Origin of the sequence: Paraburkholderia susongensis (assembly GCF_900177725.1) — a bacterium.
Lineage (GTDB): Bacteria > Pseudomonadota > Gammaproteobacteria > Burkholderiales > Burkholderiaceae > Paraburkholderia > Paraburkholderia susongensis.
The window spans coordinates 275,673-296,684 of sequence record NZ_FXAT01000004.1 but is presented as its reverse complement, the minus strand read 5'-3'; the positions used below and the strand labels follow the sequence as shown (position 1 = coordinate 296,684).

The 21,012-nt window shown below is 65.6% G+C and carries 18 protein-coding genes; 12 read left to right on the top strand and 6 right to left on the bottom strand.

From position 1 onward, the window contains the following. Positions 1 to 88 precede the first annotated feature (88 nt). The 7 genes from B9Z01_RS14240 (at position 89) to B9Z01_RS14210 (ending at position 7,561) form a co-directional block, all read left to right on the top strand. Entirely contained in the window at positions 89 to 1,213 is a 1,125-nt protein-coding gene (locus B9Z01_RS14240) for a mandelate racemase/muconate lactonizing enzyme family protein (protein WP_085484027.1), read from the top strand. Continuing rightward, the gene (locus tag B9Z01_RS14235; protein WP_085484025.1) at positions 1,210 to 2,154 is read left to right on the top strand and encodes a dihydrodipicolinate synthase family protein; all 945 of its coding nucleotides are present in this window, start codon (positions 1,210 to 1,212) and stop codon (positions 2,152 to 2,154) included. The genes B9Z01_RS14240 and B9Z01_RS14235 overlap by 4 nt, the downstream gene beginning before the upstream one ends. A gap of 24 nt (positions 2,155 to 2,178) precedes the next feature. Next, a complete protein-coding gene (locus B9Z01_RS14230; protein ID WP_167387487.1) occupies positions 2,179 to 3,180 on the top strand; it encodes an ADP-ribosylglycohydrolase family protein in 1,002 nt (333 codons plus the stop codon). After that, the gene (locus B9Z01_RS14225; protein WP_085484021.1) at positions 3,177 to 4,016 is read left to right on the top strand and encodes an NAD-dependent epimerase/dehydratase family protein; all 840 of its coding nucleotides are present in this window, start codon (positions 3,177 to 3,179) and stop codon (positions 4,014 to 4,016) included. Before B9Z01_RS14230 ends, B9Z01_RS14225 begins: the two co-directional genes overlap by 4 nt. Then, a complete protein-coding gene (locus tag B9Z01_RS14220; protein WP_085484019.1) occupies positions 4,013 to 4,840 on the top strand; it encodes an amidohydrolase family protein in 828 nt (275 codons plus the stop codon). Before B9Z01_RS14225 ends, B9Z01_RS14220 begins: the two co-directional genes overlap by 4 nt. A gap of 122 nt (positions 4,841 to 4,962) precedes the next feature. Beyond that, entirely contained in the window at positions 4,963 to 6,375 is a 1,413-nt protein-coding gene (locus tag B9Z01_RS14215) for a spinster family MFS transporter (protein ID WP_085484017.1), read from the top strand. A 148-nt stretch (positions 6,376 to 6,523) separates the two neighbouring features. Beyond that, positions 6,524 to 7,561 (top strand): porin, encoded by a 1,038-nt coding sequence (locus B9Z01_RS14210; protein ID WP_085484015.1) that lies wholly within the window; start codon positions 6,524 to 6,526, stop codon positions 7,559 to 7,561. A gap of 99 nt (positions 7,562 to 7,660) precedes the next feature. Here B9Z01_RS14210 and B9Z01_RS14205 read toward each other — a convergent pair whose 3' ends face one another. Continuing rightward, positions 7,661 to 8,056 (bottom strand): hypothetical protein, encoded by a 396-nt coding sequence (locus B9Z01_RS14205; RefSeq protein WP_085484013.1) that lies wholly within the window; start codon positions 8,054 to 8,056, stop codon positions 7,661 to 7,663. A gap of 288 nt (positions 8,057 to 8,344) precedes the next feature. Between B9Z01_RS14205 and B9Z01_RS14200 the strand changes: the two genes are divergently transcribed. Continuing rightward, positions 8,345 to 8,992 carry a hypothetical protein gene (locus B9Z01_RS14200; protein WP_085484012.1) on the top strand — a complete coding sequence of 216 codons (648 nt, stop codon included), beginning with the start codon at positions 8,345 to 8,347 and terminating at the stop codon, positions 8,990 to 8,992. Positions 8,993 to 9,528: 536 nt separating this feature from the next. Here B9Z01_RS14200 and B9Z01_RS14195 read toward each other — a convergent pair. Next, on the bottom strand, positions 9,529 to 10,491 hold the full coding sequence (locus tag B9Z01_RS14195; RefSeq protein ID WP_167387485.1) for a hypothetical protein: 963 nt from the start codon (positions 10,489 to 10,491) through the stop codon (positions 9,529 to 9,531). Between B9Z01_RS14195 and B9Z01_RS14190 the strand changes: the two genes are divergently transcribed. Next, positions 10,490 to 10,744: a hypothetical protein gene (locus B9Z01_RS14190; protein WP_085484008.1), complete on the top strand. Its 255-nt coding sequence runs from the start codon at positions 10,490 to 10,492 to the stop codon at positions 10,742 to 10,744. The genes B9Z01_RS14195 and B9Z01_RS14190 overlap by 2 nt on opposite strands. Before the next feature lie 40 nt (positions 10,745 to 10,784). Here B9Z01_RS14190 and B9Z01_RS14185 read toward each other — a convergent pair whose 3' ends face one another. Both B9Z01_RS14185 and B9Z01_RS14180 read right to left on the bottom strand, forming a co-directional pair. Beyond that, positions 10,785 to 11,858, bottom strand: coding sequence for a glycosyltransferase (locus B9Z01_RS14185; RefSeq protein WP_085484006.1), 1,074 nt, complete (start codon positions 11,856 to 11,858; stop codon positions 10,785 to 10,787). Then, complete coding sequence (locus tag B9Z01_RS14180; protein ID WP_085484004.1) at positions 11,858 to 13,111, bottom strand: oligosaccharide flippase family protein; 1,254 nt, start codon at positions 13,109 to 13,111, stop codon at positions 11,858 to 11,860. The genes B9Z01_RS14185 and B9Z01_RS14180 overlap by 1 nt, the downstream gene beginning before the upstream one ends. Before the next feature lie 372 nt (positions 13,112 to 13,483). Here B9Z01_RS14180 and B9Z01_RS14175 point away from each other — a divergent pair, with 372 nt between their 5' ends. Further along, positions 13,484 to 14,674 (top strand): glycosyltransferase, encoded by a 1,191-nt coding sequence (locus tag B9Z01_RS14175; protein WP_085484002.1) that lies wholly within the window; start codon positions 13,484 to 13,486, stop codon positions 14,672 to 14,674. A 47-nt stretch (positions 14,675 to 14,721) separates the two neighbouring features. On the opposite strand, the gene B9Z01_RS14170 is transcribed toward B9Z01_RS14175, so the two are convergent. Next, positions 14,722 to 15,876 (bottom strand): acyltransferase family protein, encoded by a 1,155-nt coding sequence (locus B9Z01_RS14170; protein WP_085484000.1) that lies wholly within the window; start codon positions 15,874 to 15,876, stop codon positions 14,722 to 14,724. A gap of 289 nt (positions 15,877 to 16,165) precedes the next feature. Between B9Z01_RS14170 and B9Z01_RS14165 the strand changes: the two genes are divergently transcribed. After that, positions 16,166 to 17,740, top strand: a complete 1,575-nt coding sequence (locus B9Z01_RS14165; RefSeq protein WP_085483998.1) for a hypothetical protein — start codon at positions 16,166 to 16,168, stop codon at positions 17,738 to 17,740. After that, a complete protein-coding gene (locus tag B9Z01_RS14160) occupies positions 17,737 to 18,951 on the top strand; it encodes a glycosyltransferase (RefSeq protein ID WP_085483996.1) in 1,215 nt (404 codons plus the stop codon). The genes B9Z01_RS14165 and B9Z01_RS14160 overlap by 4 nt, the downstream gene beginning before the upstream one ends. Before the next feature lie 121 nt (positions 18,952 to 19,072). Here the strand turns inward: B9Z01_RS14160 and B9Z01_RS14155 are convergent, their stop codons facing one another. Beyond that, the gene (locus tag B9Z01_RS14155) at positions 19,073 to 20,821 is read right to left on the bottom strand and encodes an FAD-dependent oxidoreductase (RefSeq protein WP_085483994.1); all 1,749 of its coding nucleotides are present in this window, start codon (positions 20,819 to 20,821) and stop codon (positions 19,073 to 19,075) included. Between the last annotated feature and the right edge of the window lie 191 nt (positions 20,822 to 21,012).

Sequence of the window (21,012 nt, the reverse complement as noted above, 5' to 3'; positions counted from 1 at the left end):
TTTTGCCATCTTCTTATGCAGTTTAAAGTCGATTGTTCCTATGTGTCACGCGCCGTAGGATGCGTACGTCAATCAGGAGATCCTTTTCGTGGCCAAGATCCAGAGCATCCAGTTTTGTCATGTCGCCGTCCCGCTGGACACCGTGACCTCCTTCTCCAACCGCACGGTCCACACCCGCCATTACGGCCTCGTGCGCGTGCGCTCCACCGACGGCGCCCAGGGCGTCGGTTTCTGCTACGTCGGCAGCGCCGCGGGCCGGTTGTTCAGCGTGGCCGTGGAGGAATTGCTTGGGCCGGTCCTGATCGGCAAGGACTCGCTGCTGGTCGAGGGGCTGTGGCAGTCCATGTACCAGGAGGCCCTGCTGCAGGGGCGCATGGGCACCGTGATGCGGGCCCTCAGCGCGCTCGACACGGCGCTGTGGGACCTGAACGCGCGCACGGCCGGCCTGCCGCTGCACAAATACCTCGGCGGCATGCACGCGGAGGCCGTTCCGGCCTACGCCAGCGGCGGCTACTACCTGGAAGGCAAGACGGCGCAAGGCGTGGCCGACGAGATGGCCCGCTATGTCGAGATGGGCTTTCGGGCCGTGAAGATGAAGACGGGCCGCTGGTCGCCCCAGGGCGAGGAGCAGCGCGTGCAGGCGGCCCGCGAGGCCATCGGCTCCGATGTGGAGCTCATGCTCGACTGCAACAACGGCTGGGTGGATACCGTGCAGGCCATGGAGTACATGCGCCGTATCGAGCCGTTTCACCCCTACTTCATTGAAGAGCCCTTTGGTCCGGATGACATCGAGAGTCATGCGAGGCTCGCCCGGTTGACCCGCGTCCCCATCGCCACCGCCGAGATCGGCTATGGGCGCTGGTATCACAAACAGTTGCTGGATCAGGGCGCGGCCGCGATTCTCCAGACCGACGCGGCCGTGTGCGGCGGCATCACCGAATGGCGGCGCATCGCGGCAACGGCCGCCAGCTACGGCGTGCAGATGTGCCCCCACTGGTTCCATGATCTGCATGCCCCACTCGCGGCCGCCACCCCGAACGCGCGCTACGTGGAGTTCTTCCCGGACGACCAGGTCCTGAACTTCCGGCGGCTGCTGGACCGCCAGCTGAGTCTGCGTGAAGGTCAGGTGGTGCTGCACCCCGAGCCCGGCCTCGGCTTCGATTTCGACGACGGCCAGGTCGCGAAGTACGGCCAGTGGAACACGCTGTCATGAACGCACCTCGCCTGCAAGGCGTGCTGTCGCCGGTGCTCACGCCCTTCGGCCGCACGGGCGAGCCGAGCCGCGAGCGCTTCGTGCGCCATTGCCGCTGGCTGCTGGACCAGGGTGTCGGCCTGGCCGTGTTCGGCACCAATTCGGAGGCGAATTCGCTGACGGTGCGCGAGAAGCGCGAACTGCTCGACGCGCTGGTGGCGCAGCAACTGCCCACGCACCTCATGATGCCGGGCACAGGTGCCTGCGCGTGGCCAGACGCCGTCGAACTCACGCGCCACGCGCTCGCCGCCGGTTGCGCAGGAGTCCTGATGCTGCCGCCGTTCTACTACAAAGGAACGGGCGACGAGGGGCTCTTCTCATACTTCGCGCGCATCATCGAGCAGGTGGACGACGCGCGCCTGCGCATCTACCTCTATCACATCCCGCCCGTGACACAGGTCCCGCTGAGCCTGGCTCTCATCGAGCGCTTGCTGGACGCCTTTCCGGGTGTCATCGCAGGCGTCAAGGACAGCGGTGGCGACTGGGCGCACACCGAGGCCATGATCCGCGAATTCCAGCCGCGAGGCTTCGACGTTTTCGCCGGATCGGAGACCTACCTGCTGCAAACCATGCGCGCCGGCGGCACTGGCTGCATCACGGCCACCGCGAACGTCAACCCGACCGCCATCCTGCGGCTGTATCGCGACTGGCGCGCCGACGACGCCGACGCGCAGCAGGCGGCGCTCGATCGCACACGCGCCATCTTCCAGGCCTATCCCCTGATTGCGGCGATGAAGGCAGCGATCGCATGGAAGTCGGGCGACGAGGACTGGCGGCAGGTTCGCCCGCCGCTCAGCCCTCTCGCCGCGCAGGCGCGCCATGAACTCGAGGACTCGCTCGCCCGCGCGGGCTTCGACATCCCGGCCGCGCAGCGGCTGTCGATAACAACGGCTCCAGACTGACTTTCCTCAATGGAACAGCACGATATGAACTCCGACTCCCCTCTCTTCGACAAAGTCCTCGGATGCCTGCTCGGCGGCGTCATCGGCGACGCCATGGGCACTCCCACGGAAAAGCTCTCGCACGACGAGATCCAGCAACGCTTCGGCTGGGTCCAGACCTTCTCCGGCGACGGAACGGACGACTCCATCCTCAAGCACATTCTCTGCGAGACACTCGAGCGCACCGGCGGCCATGCCACGGCCGATGCCTGGGCCGAGGACTGGCTTCGGCACACTCAGACTTTTGTGGACAGCAAGCTGTTCTTCGCCCCCGTGGTCGCGACGTTCTGGAAGCTCAGCGGCGAACCGGTGCCGCCCCGTGACGCGGGTGCGGGCAACATGGCGAGCAGCAGCTCGGCCATGTGCATCTCGCCGATGGGCATCGTGAATGCGGGCAATCCGCGCCAGGCCGCGCTCGAGACCTTCGAGGTCGCCGGTCTGGTCCATCACAACTTCTGCCGCGACGGCGCCTGCGCGATGGCCGCGGCCGTCGCGCAGGCGTTCGCGCCGGGCGCCGACGTCGAGTCGGTCCTGCGGGCCGCGTCGGAGTTTCTCCCCGAGCGCAGCGCAAAGGTCATGCGGATGGCGCTGCAAGCAACGCTGGCAATGGCTCGCGAGAGCACAGGGTATGAGGACTTCCGGGCCCGCTACTATCGCGAAGCCGTCGACGCCCGGCGGCACTTCACCGATTCACGCGAGACCGTTCCCCTCGCGCTCGCCCTCGTGTGGCTGGCCGGTGGGGACGCGCAAAAGGCCGTGGAATACGGCGCCAATTTCGGCCGCGATGCGGACACGATCGCCTCCATGGCGGGCGCCGTGGCAGGCGCACTGGGCGGCGCCCGCGCGCTGCCGCGGGCGTGGCTCGACACGCTAGGTCCACGGGCGGACAGCCAGCGAGCGCTGGCCGGCCGGATGACGCAACTGGTGCGCGCCCGGGCCGAAGCGGCACGCGCGGCTGCACAGGCCATGCTGGAGGCCTCGGCATGACGCGCAAGACCCTGTTCATCACGGGCGCCGCGGGAGGGATAGCCACGCACCTGCGCCGGGAACTGGCGGGCCGCTACCAGTTGCGCTTGTGTGATCTGCGGCCGGTGTCCGACCTGGCGCCGCATGAGGAATTCGTTCCGGCGGCCCTCGAAGACCTGCCAGCGCTCGAGCGTGCGATGCGTGGCGCTGACGCGGTGCTTCACCTGGGCGGCCTGTCCATGGAAGGGCCTTGGGAGGAGGTGTTGCCGTCCAACATCGACGGCGGTTACAACGCCTTCGAAGCGGCGCATCGCGCGGGCGTGCGGCGCTTCCTGTTCGCCTCGAGCAATCATGCGGTGGGCTTCTACGAACGCACGCGCACCATCGATCACGAGGCCGCGCTGCGGCCGGACAGCCGCTACGGCGTATCCAAGGCGTTCGGCGAATTGCTGGGCCGCCTGTACGCCGACAAATACGGCATGGAGGTTCTGTGTCTGCGCATCGGCAACGTCAATGCACGCCCGCTGGATGAACGCCGGCTGGCTATCTGGCTCAGTCCTCGCGACATGGCGCAACTGGTCACGATCGGGGTGGAACATCCGGACATCCGCTTCGAGGTCGTGTATGGCGTCTCGGGCAACCGTCGCAGTTGGTACGACAACCGCAATGCCTACCGCCTGGGCTACCGGCCGCTGGACGACAGCGAGGCCTTCGCGGCGGACGTCATCGCGGCCGCACCCAGCGAAGATCCACGCGGCGCGCCCTACCAAGGGGGCGCCTTCGTGCACGAGGAAGCCTTCGCCAACCCCGCGCCCCTGCCTGGGCGAACGCCGGCGCGCAAGGGTCCGGGCGCATGAACTGGACACTCCCCCCGGGCGCATGCGACACCCACATGCACTTCTACGACCCGCGCGTCCCCTCGGCGCCTGGCGGACCGCCCTTGCCGGGTTGCTACACGGTGGCGGACTACCGCGCCCTGCAACATCGCCTCGGATTGCAGCGTGTCGTCGTGGTTCAGCCCAACGCGTACCAGTTCGATAACAGCGTGATGCTGGCGGCCCTGGCGGAACTCGGTGCGAATGCGCGCGGCGTGGCCGTGACATCGGCGGACACGAGCGATGCGCAGATCGAAGCGATGACCCTTGCCGGCGTGCGCGGCCAGCGCTTCTACGCGCTGCGCTGGGGCGCATTGGGCCTGGACGCACTGGCCCCCTTGATGCCGCGCCTGCATGCGCACGGCTGGCACGCGAACATCCAGCTCGACGGGCACGTTCTCACCGAATGCGCAGGACTGCTCACAACGCTGCCCGGCGATTTCGTGATCGACCACGTGGGCAAATTCCTGCCGCCGCCCAAGGTGGACGATCCGGCCTTCACGGCGCTGCTGCGGCTGCTCGACACCGGCCGGTGCTGGGTCAAGCTGTCGGCCCCCTATGAATCATCGACCCGGCTGAGCGGAACTCGCGCCTTCGATGACGTCGCGGCTCTGGTCGGCGCGCTGGTGGCGCACGCCCCGCAGCAGTTGCTCTGGGCTACCAACTGGCCGCATCCCTTCCCGCCGGCCGGCTTCAATCCTGATGATCGCGCGCTGTTGAGCTTCTTTCTGGACTGCGTGCCACGTGAGCAGGACCGCCGCCGCATCCTGGCCGACAACCCGGGGCGGCTCTACGGCTTCGGTTGAACGCCGTTGCAATGACATCCAATAACAAGGAGACAAAACATGAACCATAAGCAGTTTCTCGCGCTCGCCGCGAGCTCCATTGCGGCGCCCCGCGCGCCGGCCCGGGAGATGGAGGAGTCCTTATGATTGACCACAATGCTTATCCCACGTCCCGGCGTGCCTGGCTGACCGTGGTCATTCTCCTGTTTGCCTATGTGTTGTCCTTCGTGGACCGGCAGATATTGAATCTGCTGGTGGCGCCGGTTCGGCGCGACATGGTGCTGACCGACACGCAGATGAGCCTGCTGATGGGCCTGTCCTTTGCCGTCTTCTATGCGCTTGCCGGTATTCCGCTGGGACGAATCGTCGATACCCGCAGCCGGCGCGGCCTGATTTTCTATGGCGTGCTCTTCTGGAGCCTGATGACTGCCGGCTGCGGCGTGGTCAAGGTCTACTGGCAGTTCCTGCTGATGCGTGTCGGCACGGGTGCCGGTGAAGCGACACTGTCGCCCGCGGCCTATTCGATCCTGGCAGACAGCTTCCCGCCCGAGAAGCGGGCAACGGCCATCAGCGTCTATGGAATGGGGGTGTACATCGGTGTCGGCATGGCCTACCTGCTGGGGGGCGGAATCATCACGTGGGCGAATGCACGAGGCGACGTCGTCCTGCCGCTGTTCGGCCTGATCAAGCCGTGGCAACTGATTTTCCTCGTGCTCGGCGCTCTGGGCATCTCGTTCTGCCTGCTTCTTCTCGCTATCAAGGAGCCCGCGCGCAAGGGCGCTGGCGCAGGCGTGGCCGTGCCCCTCAAAGACGTGGGCCGCTACATCGTCAGCATTCGCAAGGCCGTGCTTTCGCATAACCTCGGCTTTGCCTGTCTCGTCTTTGCGAGTTATGGCGTCGGCGCCTGGACCCCGACGTTCTTCGTCAGAGATCATGGCATGACGCCTGGCGAAGTCGGACTGTACGTCGGGAGCATATCAATGGTCGCAGGCTCACTCGGAGTCGTGTCCGGCGGGCGCCTTGCCGACTATCTGGCGCGGCGCGGATACCGCGATTCGAACATGCGCGTCGCTCTCTTCGGGGCCGTACTCACCGGGCTTTGCAGCGTCGTCTACCTGATCGACGACATGACCGTCGTGTGGGTCCTCATGTTCGTCTACGTCTTTGTCGCCGCCATGCCGAACGGCGTCGCGGCCGCGGCGATTCAGGAAATCATGCCGAACTCCATGCGTGGACAGACCTCCGCCATCTATCTGTTCGTCGTGACGCTGATTGGCCTGGGTCTTGGCCCCACCGCCGTGGCACTGCTCACGGACTACGTGTTCCGCGACGACATGGCCGTGCGCTACTCCATCGTTTGGGTTGCAAGCCTTGCAACCGGCTCTGGCGCGCTGTTGATCTGGTCCGGTCTCAAGCCGTATGCGCAGGCGCGCAAGACGCTCGAAGACTGGGAACCCGATCGGGAAACCGACCAGGCAACCAATAGGCAAATCCAGACGGCCGGGTACTTGCATCGGTCGAAGGTACAGCCTCCTGAGCAACACCCCACCCGCTAATTCCGGCGCACGAACACGCGCGCCGGCCAATCCTCAAGCAAGACCCTGACCTCTGAACCCCGAATCAGGGGAATCCAATCGAGCAGCGGGGAGCGTCACGCTCCACCGTCGCCGCCAATACAAACCAATCTGGTAGGAGACGTCGTCAATGAAGAAGACACTGACGGGCCTGTGCATTCTTTGCGCAGGCGCGGGTATGGTTACGAATGCGTGCGCGCAATCGAGCGTCACCCTGTATGGGATTATCGATACGGCGATTGAATACTCGAACGTCGGATCGGGTAACGCCGTAAAAATGGATAGCGGCGTCATCAACGGATCACGCTTCGGCTTCAAGGGCACGGAAGATCTTGGCGGAGGACTCTCGGTCATCTTCACGCTCGAGAGCGGGTTTGCCGTCAACAACGGCACGCTCGGCTACGGCGGTCTGCTTTTTGGGCGCCAGGCCTGGATCGGATTCCATTCCGACAGCCTCGGACAGCTTTCCTTTGGCCGCCACTACACCGTGCTGCACACGCTCCTCGCGAACTACACGGATGGCCTGGCCTGGGGCAATGCGTCGAGTTACTTCCGCGACGCAAACGTTCTGCGCGCGAACAACTCGATACGCTACGTATCGCCGACGATCGACGGCTTCACGCTCGGCGCCCTCTATGCGATGTCCCCGGCAGGCAGTACGACGACGGGTGGAGTCCCGGCCGGCAACATCAGGAACATTGCGCTCAATTACTCCATCGGCCAGTTCTCTGCTGCCGCCACCTACATGGCGAGTCAGACGGCGCCATCCAATACGGACAAATACGCCGTATTCGGGCTGTCCTACGATTTCGGCATCACGAAACTATCGGGCGTGTATTACATCCGGCGCGACCAGCTTCCTGCCGCAACGAGTCAGTCGATGAATTTCTTCGAAGTACTATCGGTCACACCGATCGGGCTCACGTCCGTGATGCTGTCATATGGCGCCGAACAGGGACACGCCCGCCCCGACTCGAACGCGCAGGCCTGGTCGATCCGATATAACTATCCGCTGAGCAAGACCACCTTCCTGTACACGGGATTCACGCAGATCTTCAACCAGAAGAACGCCGCATTTACGATCAACACGGCCAGCGCGTCCGGGACCATTGCGGGTCCGGGCAAGAATCCGCGCATGCTGATGGTCGGCATCAATCACGCGTTCTAACGAAGCGGTGACCGTGGCCGACGGCCACGGTCACCGCCCGCGCCCTCGTCGGCATGGGCAAACCTTGGTGAAATACCCTCGCCGAATGGCTGAACCCGCTCACTTGCGCGCAGGCGCCCGCAACGAATTCTCGGCCAGCCACTTGAGCCGCTCGCAATTCACCTTGACCCGCGCCTTGAACTCATCGGGATCGCGCTCGCGCAGTCCGTTCATGCGGCTGTTGTTGTTCTCCGCGCGCCGCCAGCCGGTCTGCCAGCGCTGCTCGAAGTCGGTGGCCTCGCGCAGCGTCTTTCTGAGCTTTTCCTTATAGGCGTCGATACGCTCCGGCGATACCTGACAGAACGCCTGGGCGAAATTCGCGCGCTCGCCCGCCGCCTCGGCTTTCATGTCGTCGCGCTCTTCGCTGGCCCTTCCCGCGGCGGGCACAGCCAGCGACAACGTAACAACCGCTGCCGCCACGAACAAGGTTCCCGCGCAATCCCGCAGTTTCTTCATCATCGTCTCCTGACGGCTGGTTACAACGCCCAGGGATTCCACCGGGTTTTCGCAAAGCTCCCGTCCCGCGCCACGCGGCCGTGTCCTGATTGGACTGCAGGTTGGCGTTTTCGCGCGCTATCCTTAACATCGCGTCGGCCATGCCCGGTGTTACGCTCGGAAAAGCAGCCTTCGCAACAGCGCGCCGCGGTCCTCGGCGGCGCCAGAAGCCAATAGACCACTGCGAGATCACTGCGCGAAGCGCTATTGCCGATAAGAACGCGAAACATCGCTGCGGGAGTGACTGCGATGGAACTTAAAACATATACCGTACTGACACTGATGGTGACGAGCAGTGCCGCGTTCGCATGGCAACCGCTCACCTATCCGATCCGAAGTCAAAGCCCCTATCAGCGCAGCATCGATACCGCGATGTGCTATGCGGAGGCGAACCGGCTGACCAAGGTCGACATCAAGCGCGAGTCGCAGATTCCGCCGCGCGAACCACCTGCCACGCCAACCTCGTCGACCGGCATGCCGTCCAAGCCGCCGCTGCCGCCCAGCAGTTTCTCGGCCACGCCGCTGCCGTGGAGCGCGAGCGAGCCGGCGGAGACGGGTGCACTCTCCGAGCCCACAACGACGGCGGCTGCGCCCACAGGCGCGTCGTCGGCAAAAAGCGTGAACGAGGCTACGGCCGGCACCACTGCCGCTAGCAACGCCGCAGGCGCATCGGCAGGCCCGGCGGCAAGCACCTCTGCGAGCCCATCGCCGAGCGCCACGGCCGCCGCGCCTGCGAGCGCGGGCGCCGGGGCGTCGGATGGGGCAGCCGCTTCGCTGCAGGCCAATGCGGCATCCGGCGTGAAACTGCCGCCGCTGCCCGCGCCCGAACCGCCGATGACGCGATATTGGGCCGCCTACGGCGCGTGCATGCAGGCGCGCGGTTACGTCGTCCAGTAGTCCCGTCTGCGCCGCCTGCAGGTTCGTTGCGGCGCGTTGTTCTTTCTGATGACGGCGCTGACCTTTCAGCGCCAGCGGAGCGATCCGGCCATGCCTCGCGACACGAGCTTCGACCAGCCGTTCCTGCGCCGATGTGGATACTGCGGCGTGCCGCTGCGCGGGCGCTTTTCGCCGTGTCCCGCGTGTCATGCGTTGCCCATCGACACGTCCGGCATGCAAGAGCCGCGTCCCACGGCGCTCGTCGCGTCGCGCAACCAGCTTCAACCGATGCGCGCCATGCCGCTGCCGGCGCGCCAGCCTTCGCGCGCGTTGGTGCACACGCGCCTGAGCCGTTATGACGTGGTCGAGGAGGCCACGGTCGTGCCGGGCGCCTATCGACGGCTGAGACGGCTGCTCGCGCTCGGTGCCGCGGTGCTGGCGGCAATCGGCGCCGTGTATCTGGGCTTCATCCATCGCTACGAGGCGGGCGCGGGCACGCCGGTCGCGGTGTCCGGCAAGGTGCGCATGCAGAACGCGGCGCCTGCCGTTGCCGCAATTCAGAAACCTGCGCCGCTCGTCGCGCAACAGCCGCCCGCCGTGGTTGCCCAATCGCGGCCCGTACCCGCCCGGACGAAGGCCGCCACGCCGCATGCGGGGAGTGCGGTGGCCGCGGTGGCCGCCGCCGCAACGGCGATGCCGTCGGGTGGTTCGCCGGGGGCATCGCCAGGCGCATCGTCGGGTGTTTCACCGAGCATCCCATTGAGCGCTTCGCCGCGAGCTTTCTCTACCGCTTCATTGGGCGGTTCATCAAGCGCTTCATTGAGCATCCTATCAAGCACTTTATCGAGCGATTCTCCGCTCGCTTCATTGCCGTTTTCGTTAAGCTCCTTGCCTGGTGCTTCTCCGCGCGCCTCATCGATCACTTCATTGCACGCATTGTCGACCGCTTCATCAAGCACCTTGCTGAACGATTCTCCACGCGTCTCATCGCCTGCGTCATCAAGCTCCTTGCCGAGTGCTTCGCCGCGCGCTTCATCGACCACTTCATTGCCCGCTTCTTCGCGCGGTTTATCAAGCGCCTTGCCGAACGACTCTCCACGCGCCTCATCGCCTGTGTCATCAAGCTCCTTGCCGAGTGCTTCGCCGCGCGCTTCATCGACCACTTCATTGCCCGCTTCCTCGCGCGCTTTATCAAGCGCCTTGCCGAACGACTCTCCGCGCGCCTCATCGCGTCTTTCATCAAGCACCTTGTCGAGTACCTCGCCGCGCGCTTCATCGAGCACCTCTCCAAGCGCTTCGCCGACCACTTCGTCGACCGCCCCCACCCAGCGCCGCACTACGCTGGCATCCGCCGACACGCAGCACGCGCCCGCCAGTCCAGCCGACAGACTCCGCGCCGACGCGTCGCGGCACGTCAAAGCCGCGCGCGTCAATCTCCGGCAGAACAATCTGTCGGCGACGAAAGCTCGCCTCGCCGCGGCGATCTCCGCGCAACCGGACAATCGCGAAGCGCGGCGCATGCGCTCCGAAGTGAGCACGCTCGAACAACAGCGCGACGCGCTGCTGAGCCTCGCGCGCGGCTGCGGATATGTCGGGCATTGGGATTGTGCATCGCGCAACGCGGGCGAAGCGTTGCAGATCGATTCGAGCAGCAAGGAAGCACGGCGTCTCGTCACGCTCGCGACGCACGAAACCGAATTGCAGATCGCGCCGCCAGCCGACGCGCCGCCCTCACCGCCGTACGACACGCGCGATCTGCTCAGTCATCACTAAGGACGACTATGCAGCGCGTGCGGGGCCGCGTCGCGCCGCCCTAATGCGACGCAATCGCGAGACTCACCTGCCGCGCAATCGCCCGGTAACGCGCCGCCGTATCCCCGAGCGTCATCCCCGCCAGCGAGCGCTGCGCGCGCGCCTGCCCCAGCGCGACGAGAACCGCATCGGCATAACATTGCACGTCGTCGGTATCGACCAACTGAACACCCGGAAAGCCGCTCGCGAACGCAAACGCCGGAATCCTGCTCGCGACGATCGGCACGCCCGAGGCCAGCGCCTCGAGGAACGCCACGCTATGCGCCTCGCTGCGCGACGGCATCACGAACACGTTCGACTCCGAGAGCACCGTCGCGACGTCGGTGCGCGGACCGGCCACCTCGACGCGCTCGGCGATACCCAGCTCCTTCGCCAGCGCGATGACTTCGCGCTGATAGTCAGGATCTTCGACGACGCCATACAGCACGAGACGCGCGTCGCTCACCTGACGCAGCACCTCGCGAAACGCGCGTACCGTCATCAACTGGTTTTTCACCGCCGTATAGCGGCCGATCTGCGCGACCTGCGGCGCTGCGCCGCTGCGCTGCGCGCCATCGGAGAACGCGAAGCGCGCGAGGTCGACGCCGTTGGGCACGACCGTCATCGACGGATGCGGACCAATGGCCCGCGCGTAGTCGGTCACGCCTTGCTGCGAAACGCCGATCACGACACGCGCGCGTCCCGACAGGATATGTTCGATGCGCCGGAACAAAGGCCGCTCGAAGTCGTTGGTCGCCGAATGCATCACATAGACGACCGGCACACGCAATGGCAGCGAGCGCGCGTAAAACGACGGAATGGTGGCATGCGCGAAAATCACGTTCGGCTGAAAGCGCCGCACGGTGACGAACAGATTCCACAGCTTGCGCGCCGCGCGATGCCGCCGCCGCGGAAACCAGCATGGCACGCCGTGGCTTTGCAACTCTTCCTGGAGCGGTTGGAAATCGGCATGCGCGGGCAACAGTGAGGCAACGCCGACCGTGATGCCCTCGGCACACTGATCGAGCGCGAGATCCTTCGCCAGCACTTCGGCCCCCGACAAACGCGGCGCGAGGACCAGATGAAGAACCCGCATCATGGCGTCCTTGCAGTCAAGGTCCTGAACAGCATCCACGTGGCGGCGCAGCCGAGCCCGAGCGTCATCGACCACGCGATGCCCGTCACGCCCCACCAGTGCACGGCAAGCGGTACGCTCACGAGCAGCACGACGACCTGAATCGCCGAGGCATGCACGGTCGCCTTCGCATCGCCCACCGCGCGCAGATACGCGACGAGCACCGCGATCAGCGCGCCGATCGCCATGTTGATGACGAGAATCCTGAAGAGCGGCACCGCGGGCAGCCATGCGGGACCGAGAATCAACGAGAACATCGGCTCGGCGACGAGCCTCAGCACCTCGACGAACACCGCGAGCCCGACGCCGATCAGCAGCAGATAAATCCGGATCATGCGCGAAGCCGCGCGCGGGCTGCGGCGATGATGCGCGGCGAAGGTCGGAAAGAGGTATTGCGACATCGCGATCGCGGCATCGGCGAGCAGCATCTGCGCAAGGCGCGACGACATCTGGTAGCTGCCCAGTTGCGCGGGCCCGAGCAGCTTGCCGACCACGACCTTGTCGAACTGGTTGAGCAGCAGATTGATGACGCTGCTGGCCCAGATCCAGCGGCTGAAGCCGACATAGTGGCCGATGCCGGACCAGACGAGGCGCAGCGGCGGACGCGGCTTCATCGTGATCCACGTGAGCGCGCTCTTCAGGCTTTCGGCCGCGACGAGACCGAGCAGCACCGAGGCCGCGCCGACACCGGCATAGGCGAGCACGAGCCCCACCGTGCAATCGACGAACGACGACGCCACTTCGACGCCCGCAATATGCTGGAAACGCCGCTCGCGCTGCACGACGTAATAGGCGGGTGAAGCGAGACCGCGCAGCAGCGGCAAAAGCGCCGCGAGCTGGATCAGCACGAGCGAACCGTCGAGATGGAATTGACTGCTGAGCAACGGTGCGAGCGCGACGAGCAGCAGCGAAATGAGCACGCCGCGCGAAGTCAGCGTGGTCCATAGCGCGCCGAGCTGCGGGCGCGAGGGCGCATGTTCGCCCTGAATCACGGCCTGCGCGAGACCGGTGTCGGAGAGCGCCTCGGCGATCGCGACCGCGAGCAGCGCCACGCTCACGCTGCCGATCGCCGCCGGCCCCAGCATGCGGCCGATCGCAAGAAACTTGATGGCGACGAGCCCGCGCACGGCGAACTGCTGCAGGAGCACCCACGTCGCCGCACTCGCGCCGAAGCTGCCCGTTATCGAGAACGCCGGAAGCCTGATCGCCCGCAAGCTGAATCTCCGTCGGATCGGCACGCCGTCGAAGCGGCCACGCGCAGCGATTTAAAGAACCGCTGCACACGCCGCCGGCGCATAATTAATCGGGTTGCACCAGCAAGCTGGCGAGGTATTCGACCGCACTCCATGTACGACCTTACCGCGAGAGAATCGGCAACAACCGCCATCAGCTAGGCCAGTTCAGCCGAAGCCCCGGAGCGCCCGTACGCTGCCCCACAAAGCGGGTCAAATTGCCGGCTGCCGCGCGCCTGGCAATGCTAACGTTCGCTATCCGGATTATTCAGCGCCGCCAGGCCGCCCCGCATCAGGGCGCCTCCCGCCGCGCTCCCCCTTGTCCACACCGCACGCCGAGGTGCGACCGACGCGATGGAACAAGACTACGTCCTGATCGTAGAGCCCAATCTCACCGGCCATCGCTGGCGGTATGTCGAGTGGAGCATGCAGGCCTGCGCGCAAGCGGGCTATCCGTGCCTGTTCGTGACCGAATGCGCGAACGAGGATCACCGGCTCGCACGGCAGATCCGCGCCGCGAACCTGCCGGATCAGCAGATCGCGTTCGTCGATCCCAAAGAGCCGCGGCGCAAACACATCGGCAACTCGAACCAGTACGCACGCTTTCATCGCTACTTCAAACGCGCGTATTCGATCGTGCGCCGCTCGCAGGCGATTCGCCTCGTGATCGTGCCGTACGTCGACTACTTCTTTTACGCACTGCCGTTTCTCGGCTCGCCGTTCGGCGCTACGCCGTGGATCGGCATCACGATGCGCGCGACGTTCCATCATCATCAGGTCGGCATCAAGGCGCCCGACCGGCCGCTCGTCAACGGCATCAAGGCGCTGCTGTTCAGGCGCGCGATTCGCAGCGCCGGTCTGCGCACGCTGCTGACGATCGATCCGACCTTGCCGGAATGGGCCGCGCAGCACACGTCCAGACGCAGCGCGAACGTGACCTATCTCGCCGATCCGTTTCCCGACGAGCACGCCGAAGATCCGCGGCTCGCGCGCGAACGGCTCGGGCTCGATCCGCATCAACGCTATCTGCTCGTGTATGGCGCGATCACGGAGCGCAAGGGCATCTACGAACTCGTGCATGCGCTCACGCGCCTCGAACATGCGCCGGCGTTGATCGTCGCCGGCGAGCAGGATGCAGGGACGCGTCACTTCATGCGCAATCATGTGCGCAGCCTCGCGCCCGCGCCGCTCGTGCTCGACTCGTTCATTTCGAACGAGGTCGAGCGCGATCTGTTCTCGGCCTGCGACGCGGTATGGCTCGGCTACAAGGGGCATTACGGCATGAGCGGCGTGCTCGTGCAGGCCTACCGGTTCGGCAAGCCCGTGATCGCAACCGAAGACGGCCTGATCGGCTGGTTCAGCCGGCGCTGCGCGCTCGGGCCGATTCTGGGCGATCTGAGCACGGCGTCGATCGGCAAGGCGATCAGCGAGGCGATGACTTCATGGCCGCACGCGCCCGACACCGTTCCAGCCGCGCGCGACGAACTGCTGTCGCGGCACACGCTCGGGCAGTTCAAGGAAACGTTGATGCAGCAGATGGTTTAGGGCCTGCTCACGCCAATGACGGACTTGCGAGCGGGTCCTGAAAACGCTCAGGACAACTGCCCGCCTGCCGCGGCCGATACCTCTTCGCGCAGGGAACTGTTGCGCTTTTCCGGGAACAGCGCGTTGCGCATCATCAGGAACGGCTTTTCGATCGCGCGCGTCGTCACATAGCCGATGCCGATCGCGATCACGAACTGCGCGGTCAACGCAATGACCCAGATCGCGCTCGGCGGCAAACCGAGCGCAGTGGCCTTGCGAATCACGATGTCGCCGGGGGCGAGCGCAAGCGAATGCCACAGGTAGATACCGTACGAATAGAGGCCGATCCACGCGACGCCGCGATAGAGCCAGGTCGTGCGCAGCGAGCCGGAATACTCGAGGAGGAACACGATCAAGGCGGCAAAACCGATGGCCTGGATCGTGTAGCCGATGCTCTGATCGAGCGCCACGTTGCTGATCGCGAACACGAGCCACGCGCACAGTATCGCGATCGCGCCGATCAACAGCCATTTGCGCTTTGCGATCTGCTGATAGACGCCCGGCTTCATCCAGTAGATCACGGCAAGAATCACGCCGTACAGCAGGCTGTCGAGCCGGTACTGCGTGTACGCGAACGACGCTTCGATCCGGCCGTCCGCGACCGCGAAGCAGCGCGCGATCAGCACCACCACGCACACGCCCGTGAGCACGCCGACGATCGTCCACGCGCGCAGGCGCCAGCGCGCAAACAGCAGCAGCAGCGCGGGCAGCACGAGATAGAAGTGCTCTTCGACCGCAAGGCTCCAGGTCTGCGTGATCGAGGTGCCCAGGTAGTTCTGCAGATGAGTCAGGTTCTGAACGAGGAACGTGCTCAGCGGGTGGCGGCCCGCCACCACATGAAACGCGATCAGCACGTAATACGCGGGCCAGATGCGGAAAATCCGCCGGATGATGAAGCGCTTCGCGTCGACGTGCCCCGTTTCCGCGTACTGCCGCAACAGCAGCCCGCCCACGAGGAAGCCGCTCAGCGTAAAGAACAGGTTCACGCCTTCCCGGCCGAAATTCTTCAGCGGGTATTCGATGATATGAATCAGGGGGTTGCCGGTATGAACAGCATGAAAGTGATAGCCCATCACGGCGATGATCGCGATGCCGCGCACGAAGTCCAGTTCGATCGACCGTTCGGTTTTCTTTGCGGGTCCCGCCCCGCGAAACCATCTCATGTTGTTCTCCCTTCACCTGTCGCGGCCGCCTCGGACCTATGGGCTTTTTTGCATACTGGTTGGCGGCACGCTTGCGTGCGCGCCAACTTCAAGGCATTGGCAGACAACCTGCTCAAGTGTGCGCGCGTCTTGCAGACAGTGCCCTTGCCACGGTCGCCAGAACCCAGGCAATCGGCGACGAATGCGGTCGAGCCAACCAACAGCCCCGGATATCGCTCGCAAAATGGGGCAGTACGTGACCGTCCGCTACAGACCAACGGCGCGATGAAGGCACGGGAGGTATCGGCAAATGCGCCACCAGTATGCGACGCCCTGGATATGGATTTTTCTGCTCCCGCTTGCCGTCGACTATAAGGCGACGGACGCGAACACCGGGCATTTCGCGCAGTTCATACTCGTCCTGCCCGCGATCGCCGCGGGCCTGGCGCTGCTCCTGATCGCGCCGCGCTTTCACGAGCGCGCGCGGCTGCGCTCGCTCGTCACCCTCAGCATCATGCTGTGCATATTCGGCAGCATCGTCACCCAACTGATTCAGGGCAACGACGTCGGCAACTATCTGCGCACGCTGTTGCCGTTCGTGCTGTTCATGCTCGGCTACCTCGTCGCGTGCCGCCCGTGGAGCGAATACAGAATCACGCAGTTCGAAAAGGCGCTGTACGTCGCCAACGTCATCAGCCTCGTGTTCACCTTCGGCTACGGCATGGCGACGGGCGGCGGTCTCGAAGACGTGCGCTACCGGATCATCTCGGTGACGCTGCTCGGTCTGCAAGCCGTGCTGCTGCACGAATTCGTCGTCGCGCGGCGCTATTCCTTTTCGACGATCATGGTGTTCGGGGCGACCATCGTCGTCTCCTTGCTGAGCGTGACGCGCAGCCTGCTGGTCGGCACGGTGCTGCTGTTCCTGCTCGCGATGGCGTTGAGCGCGCCGACCATGCGCCATGCGTGGCGCGCGCTCGCGCGCAGCTTCGTGATCGGCGCGTTGCTCGCGGGCATGGCCGGTATCGCCGCGCTGAGCTTTCCGAGCGTCGCGGAACACTGGACGCAGCGCATCTTCGCCTCGGAAGAAACCGCCTCGGGCAAAGACCCGACCACGATCACGCGTCTTGCCGAAATGCGCGACCAGTACGACCAGGTCACCGCCGACGCGGGCACGCTGCTGTTCGGCGCGGGCTATGGTCACTACTATCGCTACTCGCCCGCCTATCTGCCGGACCTCGCCGGCCAGTTCAGCAAGAAAGACTTCTATGCGATCAACGAATGGGCCGCGGGGCACAACTTCTGGGTCTATCAGCTGTTCGCGGGCGGCCTCGTGTTCGGCATCGCGCTGCCGCTCGCCACGCTCGTCGCGCTCGGGATCTGCTGCCTGTCGTATCGCTACTGGCGCGCGGTCGTGCCCGATGCGCCGCTGCTGCCGGTGCTCGGCCGCGCGATCATGCTGTTCGCCGCGCTGCCGGCCACCTCGATCGGCGGCAATCCGCTAGGGCCGCGTTTCTCGGGACTCGTCTTCGGCATCGCACTCGGTCTGATGATCGCGACGCACGCACGCCTGCAACGCGCGTTGCCCACCGCGCGCGCGAGGCGCTTCCCGCGCCGGCCGCGCGCGCCGCTCACGCCACACGCGGCGCAGCCCGCGCCGCCCTTCGCGATACCCGACTTGCCGAGCCGCATCGAGCCCGGCAGCGGCCGCGCCGACCTCGCCTCGACGCTCGGCCTCTCAAGCACCATCGCGCGCAGCGCGGCACACACTTCCGCGCATGGCAGCACGCCCACCGCGCCGCGGCCGGCCGGCGCGAGCCAGTTCGGCGCGCTCGCGCCGCGCCGCTCACCCGCGCAACGCTCCAACGGACCTGACAACGCACGATGAAAATCCTGCACCTGCTCCCCAGCGCCGATCCACGCGGCGGTGGCCCGGTCGAAGGCGTGCGCCGCAGCGGCATGGCGATGCGGGACGCCGGACACGACATCGAAGTGGCGACCTGCGACGCGCCCGTCGACGGCTTTCTCGCGAGCTTTCCGCTGCCGGTCCACGCACTCGGCCCAGCACGCGGCCGCTATGGTTACTGCAAGCGTTTCGCGCCGTGGCTCGCCGCCAATGCGAAGCGTTTCGACGCGGTGATCGTGCACGGCCTCTGGCAATACCACGGCTTCGCCGCATGGCGCGCGCTGCACGACAGCGATGTGCCGTACTACGTGTACGTGCACGGCATGCTCGACCCGTGGTTCAGGGACGCGTATCCGCTCAAGCATGCGAAGAAGTGGCTGTACTGGCCGTGGGCCGAATATCGCGTGCTGCGCGATGCGCGCGCGGTGATCTTCACGACCGAAGAGGAACGCACGCGCGCGCGCCGCTCGTTCTGGCTGTATCGCGCGAACGAGCGGATCGTGCCGTTCGGCACCACGGTGCCCGCGCTCGATCCGCAACCCGCGCGCGAAGCGTTCCTGCAAGCGGTGCCGAGCCTGCGCGGCAAACGCATCGTGCTGTTTCTCGGCCGCATCCATGCGAAGAAGGGCTGCGATCTGCTGATCGACGCGTTTGCGCGAGTGGCCGCGCACGATCCCGCGCTGCATCTCGTGATAGCGGGTCCCGACGAAACCGGCTGGGTCGCGACGTTGCGCGCCCAGGCGCAGGCGGCCGGCATCGCGCAGCGCCTCAGCCTGCCCGGCATGTTGCAGGGCGACCTCAAGTGGGGCGCGTTTCATGCGAGCGACGTCTTCGTCCTGCCGTCGCATCAGGAGAATTTCGGCGTGGCGGTCGCCGAGGCGCTCGGTTGCGGACTGCCCGCACTGATCTCCGACAAGGTCAACGTCTGGCGCGAAATCGAAGCGGATGGCGCCGGTCTCGTCGCAGCCGACACCGTCGACGGCACCGAACAGAATCTGCTACGCTGGCTCGAAATGGCCCCCGCCGCACGCAGCGCGATGCGCGCGCAGGCGGTTCGCACGTTCGATGCGCGTTTTCGCATCGACGCGATGGTCAACGCGTTGAGCGCCCTGCTCGAAACACAGGGACACGTGGATAGCGTGCGGGAACACTCGCTCGCGACGCTGCAAGAGGCCGCGCAGCAGAGCCGCTGAGTTTTGCGCAAGGCGAACGGCGCTGGCTGCATGAGTCTCGGGTCATGGCTCATGGCTTACGACTCCCAGCGCAACACACCACACGCAGCGTCGCGCCCGGCAACGCCGCGACGCGCTCGCCTCACCGCCCACCCTGCTCCTTGATCATAGGCGTCAACGTGGAAGCCGCGATCGGCAGCGTCTCGATCTGCGACACCCCCTGCATCGGCGTCACCTCGCTGTTCGCCGCCTCGACCCGCGTTCTGCCGACGATATCCGGCATGTCGAGCTGCCGCACCAGATGCCCCGCGAGACGCAGCGCGAGCGCCGCGATCGTGATGGTCGGGAAATTCGCGCCGACCGTCGGAAACACCGAACTGCCGCCCACGTACAGATTGCTGATGCCGTGCACCTTGCAGTCGCTATCGACCACGCCCTCGCGCGGCGAGTCGTGCATGCGCGTCGTGCCCATGTGATGCCACGTACCCTCGAGTTTGGCGGGCCACGGCCTGCCTTCGAGCGGCGCGTCGAGTTCGACGTCGGCGACATTGGCCATCTGCAACTCCTGCGCGAGCAGCCGGAAGGTCTTGTCGAACGTGCGCTTCACCTGTTCGCCGAGGCGCCAGTCCACACTCACGCGCGGCATGCCCAGGCGATCGCGCTTGTCGGGCGACAACGTCACGCGGCTATCGGGATCGGGCACCGCTTCGACGATCGCCTGCAAGGTCACATCGGTAATCAGCACCGGCCACTGCAGGAGCCGCGTCAAACCATAGCCGACGGTCTGCGCCGGATGCGCGACCATCGTCGCGAGATCGGTCTTCAGGCTGCGGCCGGGCTGGTCTTTATGGAGCAGCGCTTCCTTGCAATGAATCAGCGCCTCGGAACCGGCGCTGCCTTCTCCATACCATTTCGAGTAGAGCCAGACGCGCGAATTGAGCAGCTTCTCGCGCACCAGCCAGTCTTCCTTCGGCGCGAATTGCGACGAGATCTTCGTGCCATGCGCGGACACCGCCACGTTCTGGTAGTGATACTTGGCGTCGTAGAGCTTGTTGCGCGCATGGCCTGGACGAAAGCGCACCTTGCCCGACATCATGCGCGGATGATCCATGAAGTAGCGCCCCACCAGATCATGCGCATTGCCGAGCCCCGCGGCCTGCACGTCGTTCGAGGCGAGCAGCAGCCGCGCATTCTCGATGCCGCCCGTCGCGAGCACGAAAATTTTCGCCTGCACCGCGATCCTGCGGCCGCTGATCGTGCCGGCGCGCACGCGCGTGATCGTCGTGCCCTGCGCGTCGGCATCGATGTTGAGCACGTTCGCGTGAAGGAACACGCGCACGCGCTTCGAGCGCGCCAGTTCGTCCCGGTACGTCTTGCCGAAGCGCACGGGCGGGCTGAACTGCGCGACCGTATCGCACAGGTCGCCGGTGCCGAGCGGCACGCGCCGCACGTCGTGGCGGCCGATCTCACGCTCCCAGTACGCGGGATCGAAATTCTGCGGGCCGAGCTTGAGCAGTTCGTGGGTGCGCGCGTAATACGGCGCGAGTTCGTCCAGACCGAACGGCCAGCCGCTGTGCGCGACCCAGTCGCGCCTGTCGAAATCCCATGGATCGAGCGGACGGCACCAGCCGCCCCAGCAATTGCTGCTGCCGCCGAAAAAGCGGCTGCGCGAGCCGTCCGCGAACGTATAAGGCAATCCCACGTTTTCACCGCGATAGAGGTCGCGGGTTTCGTCATCGGGCCGGAAGCCGCCGCTCTCGAGCAGGCATGCGTCCACCCCCGCGCGCGACAGTTCCCGCGCGAGCGTAATGCCCGCCACCCCGCCCCCGATGATGCAGATCGTCGTCTCTATGACCGTGTTCTGTTCAACCGTTCGAGTATCGATGAACATCCGCTGCTCCCCAACTTCGTCATGCATATCATGATGTGCGCCGCGATCATTCCGCCCGGCCAGCCGCTGCCGGGTGTCCACCACACGCACACGTCATGACCGGACCGTGGACCGGCGCCGCGCGAGCGTCAGCGCAAGCACGCCGACTCTGCACCGCGAGCGCCGGCCACGCGCGATCATGACTTTGGCCT

What these genes read in the sequence shown, in the direction of transcription:
- B9Z01_RS14235 (WP_085484025.1), top strand. Translation starts at nt 1,210, where the DNA reads ATGAACGCACCTCGCCTGCAAGGCGTGCTGTCGCCGGTGCTCACGCCC.
- B9Z01_RS14230 (WP_167387487.1), top strand. Translation starts at nt 2,179, where the DNA reads ATGAACTCCGACTCCCCTCTCTTCGACAAAGTCCTCGGATGCCTGCTC.
- B9Z01_RS14225 (WP_085484021.1), top strand. Translation starts at nt 3,177, where the DNA reads ATGACGCGCAAGACCCTGTTCATCACGGGCGCCGCGGGAGGGATAGCC.
- B9Z01_RS14220 (WP_085484019.1), top strand. Translation starts at nt 4,013, where the DNA reads ATGAACTGGACACTCCCCCCGGGCGCATGCGACACCCACATGCACTTC.
- B9Z01_RS14215 (WP_085484017.1), top strand. Translation starts at nt 4,963, where the DNA reads ATGATTGACCACAATGCTTATCCCACGTCCCGGCGTGCCTGGCTGACC.
- B9Z01_RS14210 (WP_085484015.1), top strand. Translation starts at nt 6,524, where the DNA reads ATGAAGAAGACACTGACGGGCCTGTGCATTCTTTGCGCAGGCGCGGGT.
- B9Z01_RS14205 (WP_085484013.1), bottom strand. Translation starts at nt 8,056, where the DNA reads ATGAAGAAACTGCGGGATTGCGCGGGAACCTTGTTCGTGGCGGCAGCG.
- B9Z01_RS14200 (WP_085484012.1), top strand. Translation starts at nt 8,345, where the DNA reads ATGGAACTTAAAACATATACCGTACTGACACTGATGGTGACGAGCAGT.
- B9Z01_RS14190 (WP_085484008.1), top strand. Translation starts at nt 10,490, where the DNA reads ATGCGCTCCGAAGTGAGCACGCTCGAACAACAGCGCGACGCGCTGCTG.
- B9Z01_RS14195 (WP_167387485.1), bottom strand. Translation starts at nt 10,491, where the DNA reads ATGCGCCGCGCTTCGCGATTGTCCGGTTGCGCGGAGATCGCCGCGGCG.
- B9Z01_RS14185 (WP_085484006.1), bottom strand. Translation starts at nt 11,858, where the DNA reads ATGCGGGTTCTTCATCTGGTCCTCGCGCCGCGTTTGTCGGGGGCCGAA.
- B9Z01_RS14175 (WP_085484002.1), top strand. Translation starts at nt 13,484, where the DNA reads ATGGAACAAGACTACGTCCTGATCGTAGAGCCCAATCTCACCGGCCAT.
- B9Z01_RS14170 (WP_085484000.1), bottom strand. Translation starts at nt 15,876, where the DNA reads ATGAGATGGTTTCGCGGGGCGGGACCCGCAAAGAAAACCGAACGGTCG.
- B9Z01_RS14165 (WP_085483998.1), top strand. Translation starts at nt 16,166, where the DNA reads ATGCGCCACCAGTATGCGACGCCCTGGATATGGATTTTTCTGCTCCCG.
- B9Z01_RS14160 (WP_085483996.1), top strand. Translation starts at nt 17,737, where the DNA reads ATGAAAATCCTGCACCTGCTCCCCAGCGCCGATCCACGCGGCGGTGGC.
- B9Z01_RS14155 (WP_085483994.1), bottom strand. Translation starts at nt 20,821, where the DNA reads ATGTTCATCGATACTCGAACGGTTGAACAGAACACGGTCATAGAGACG.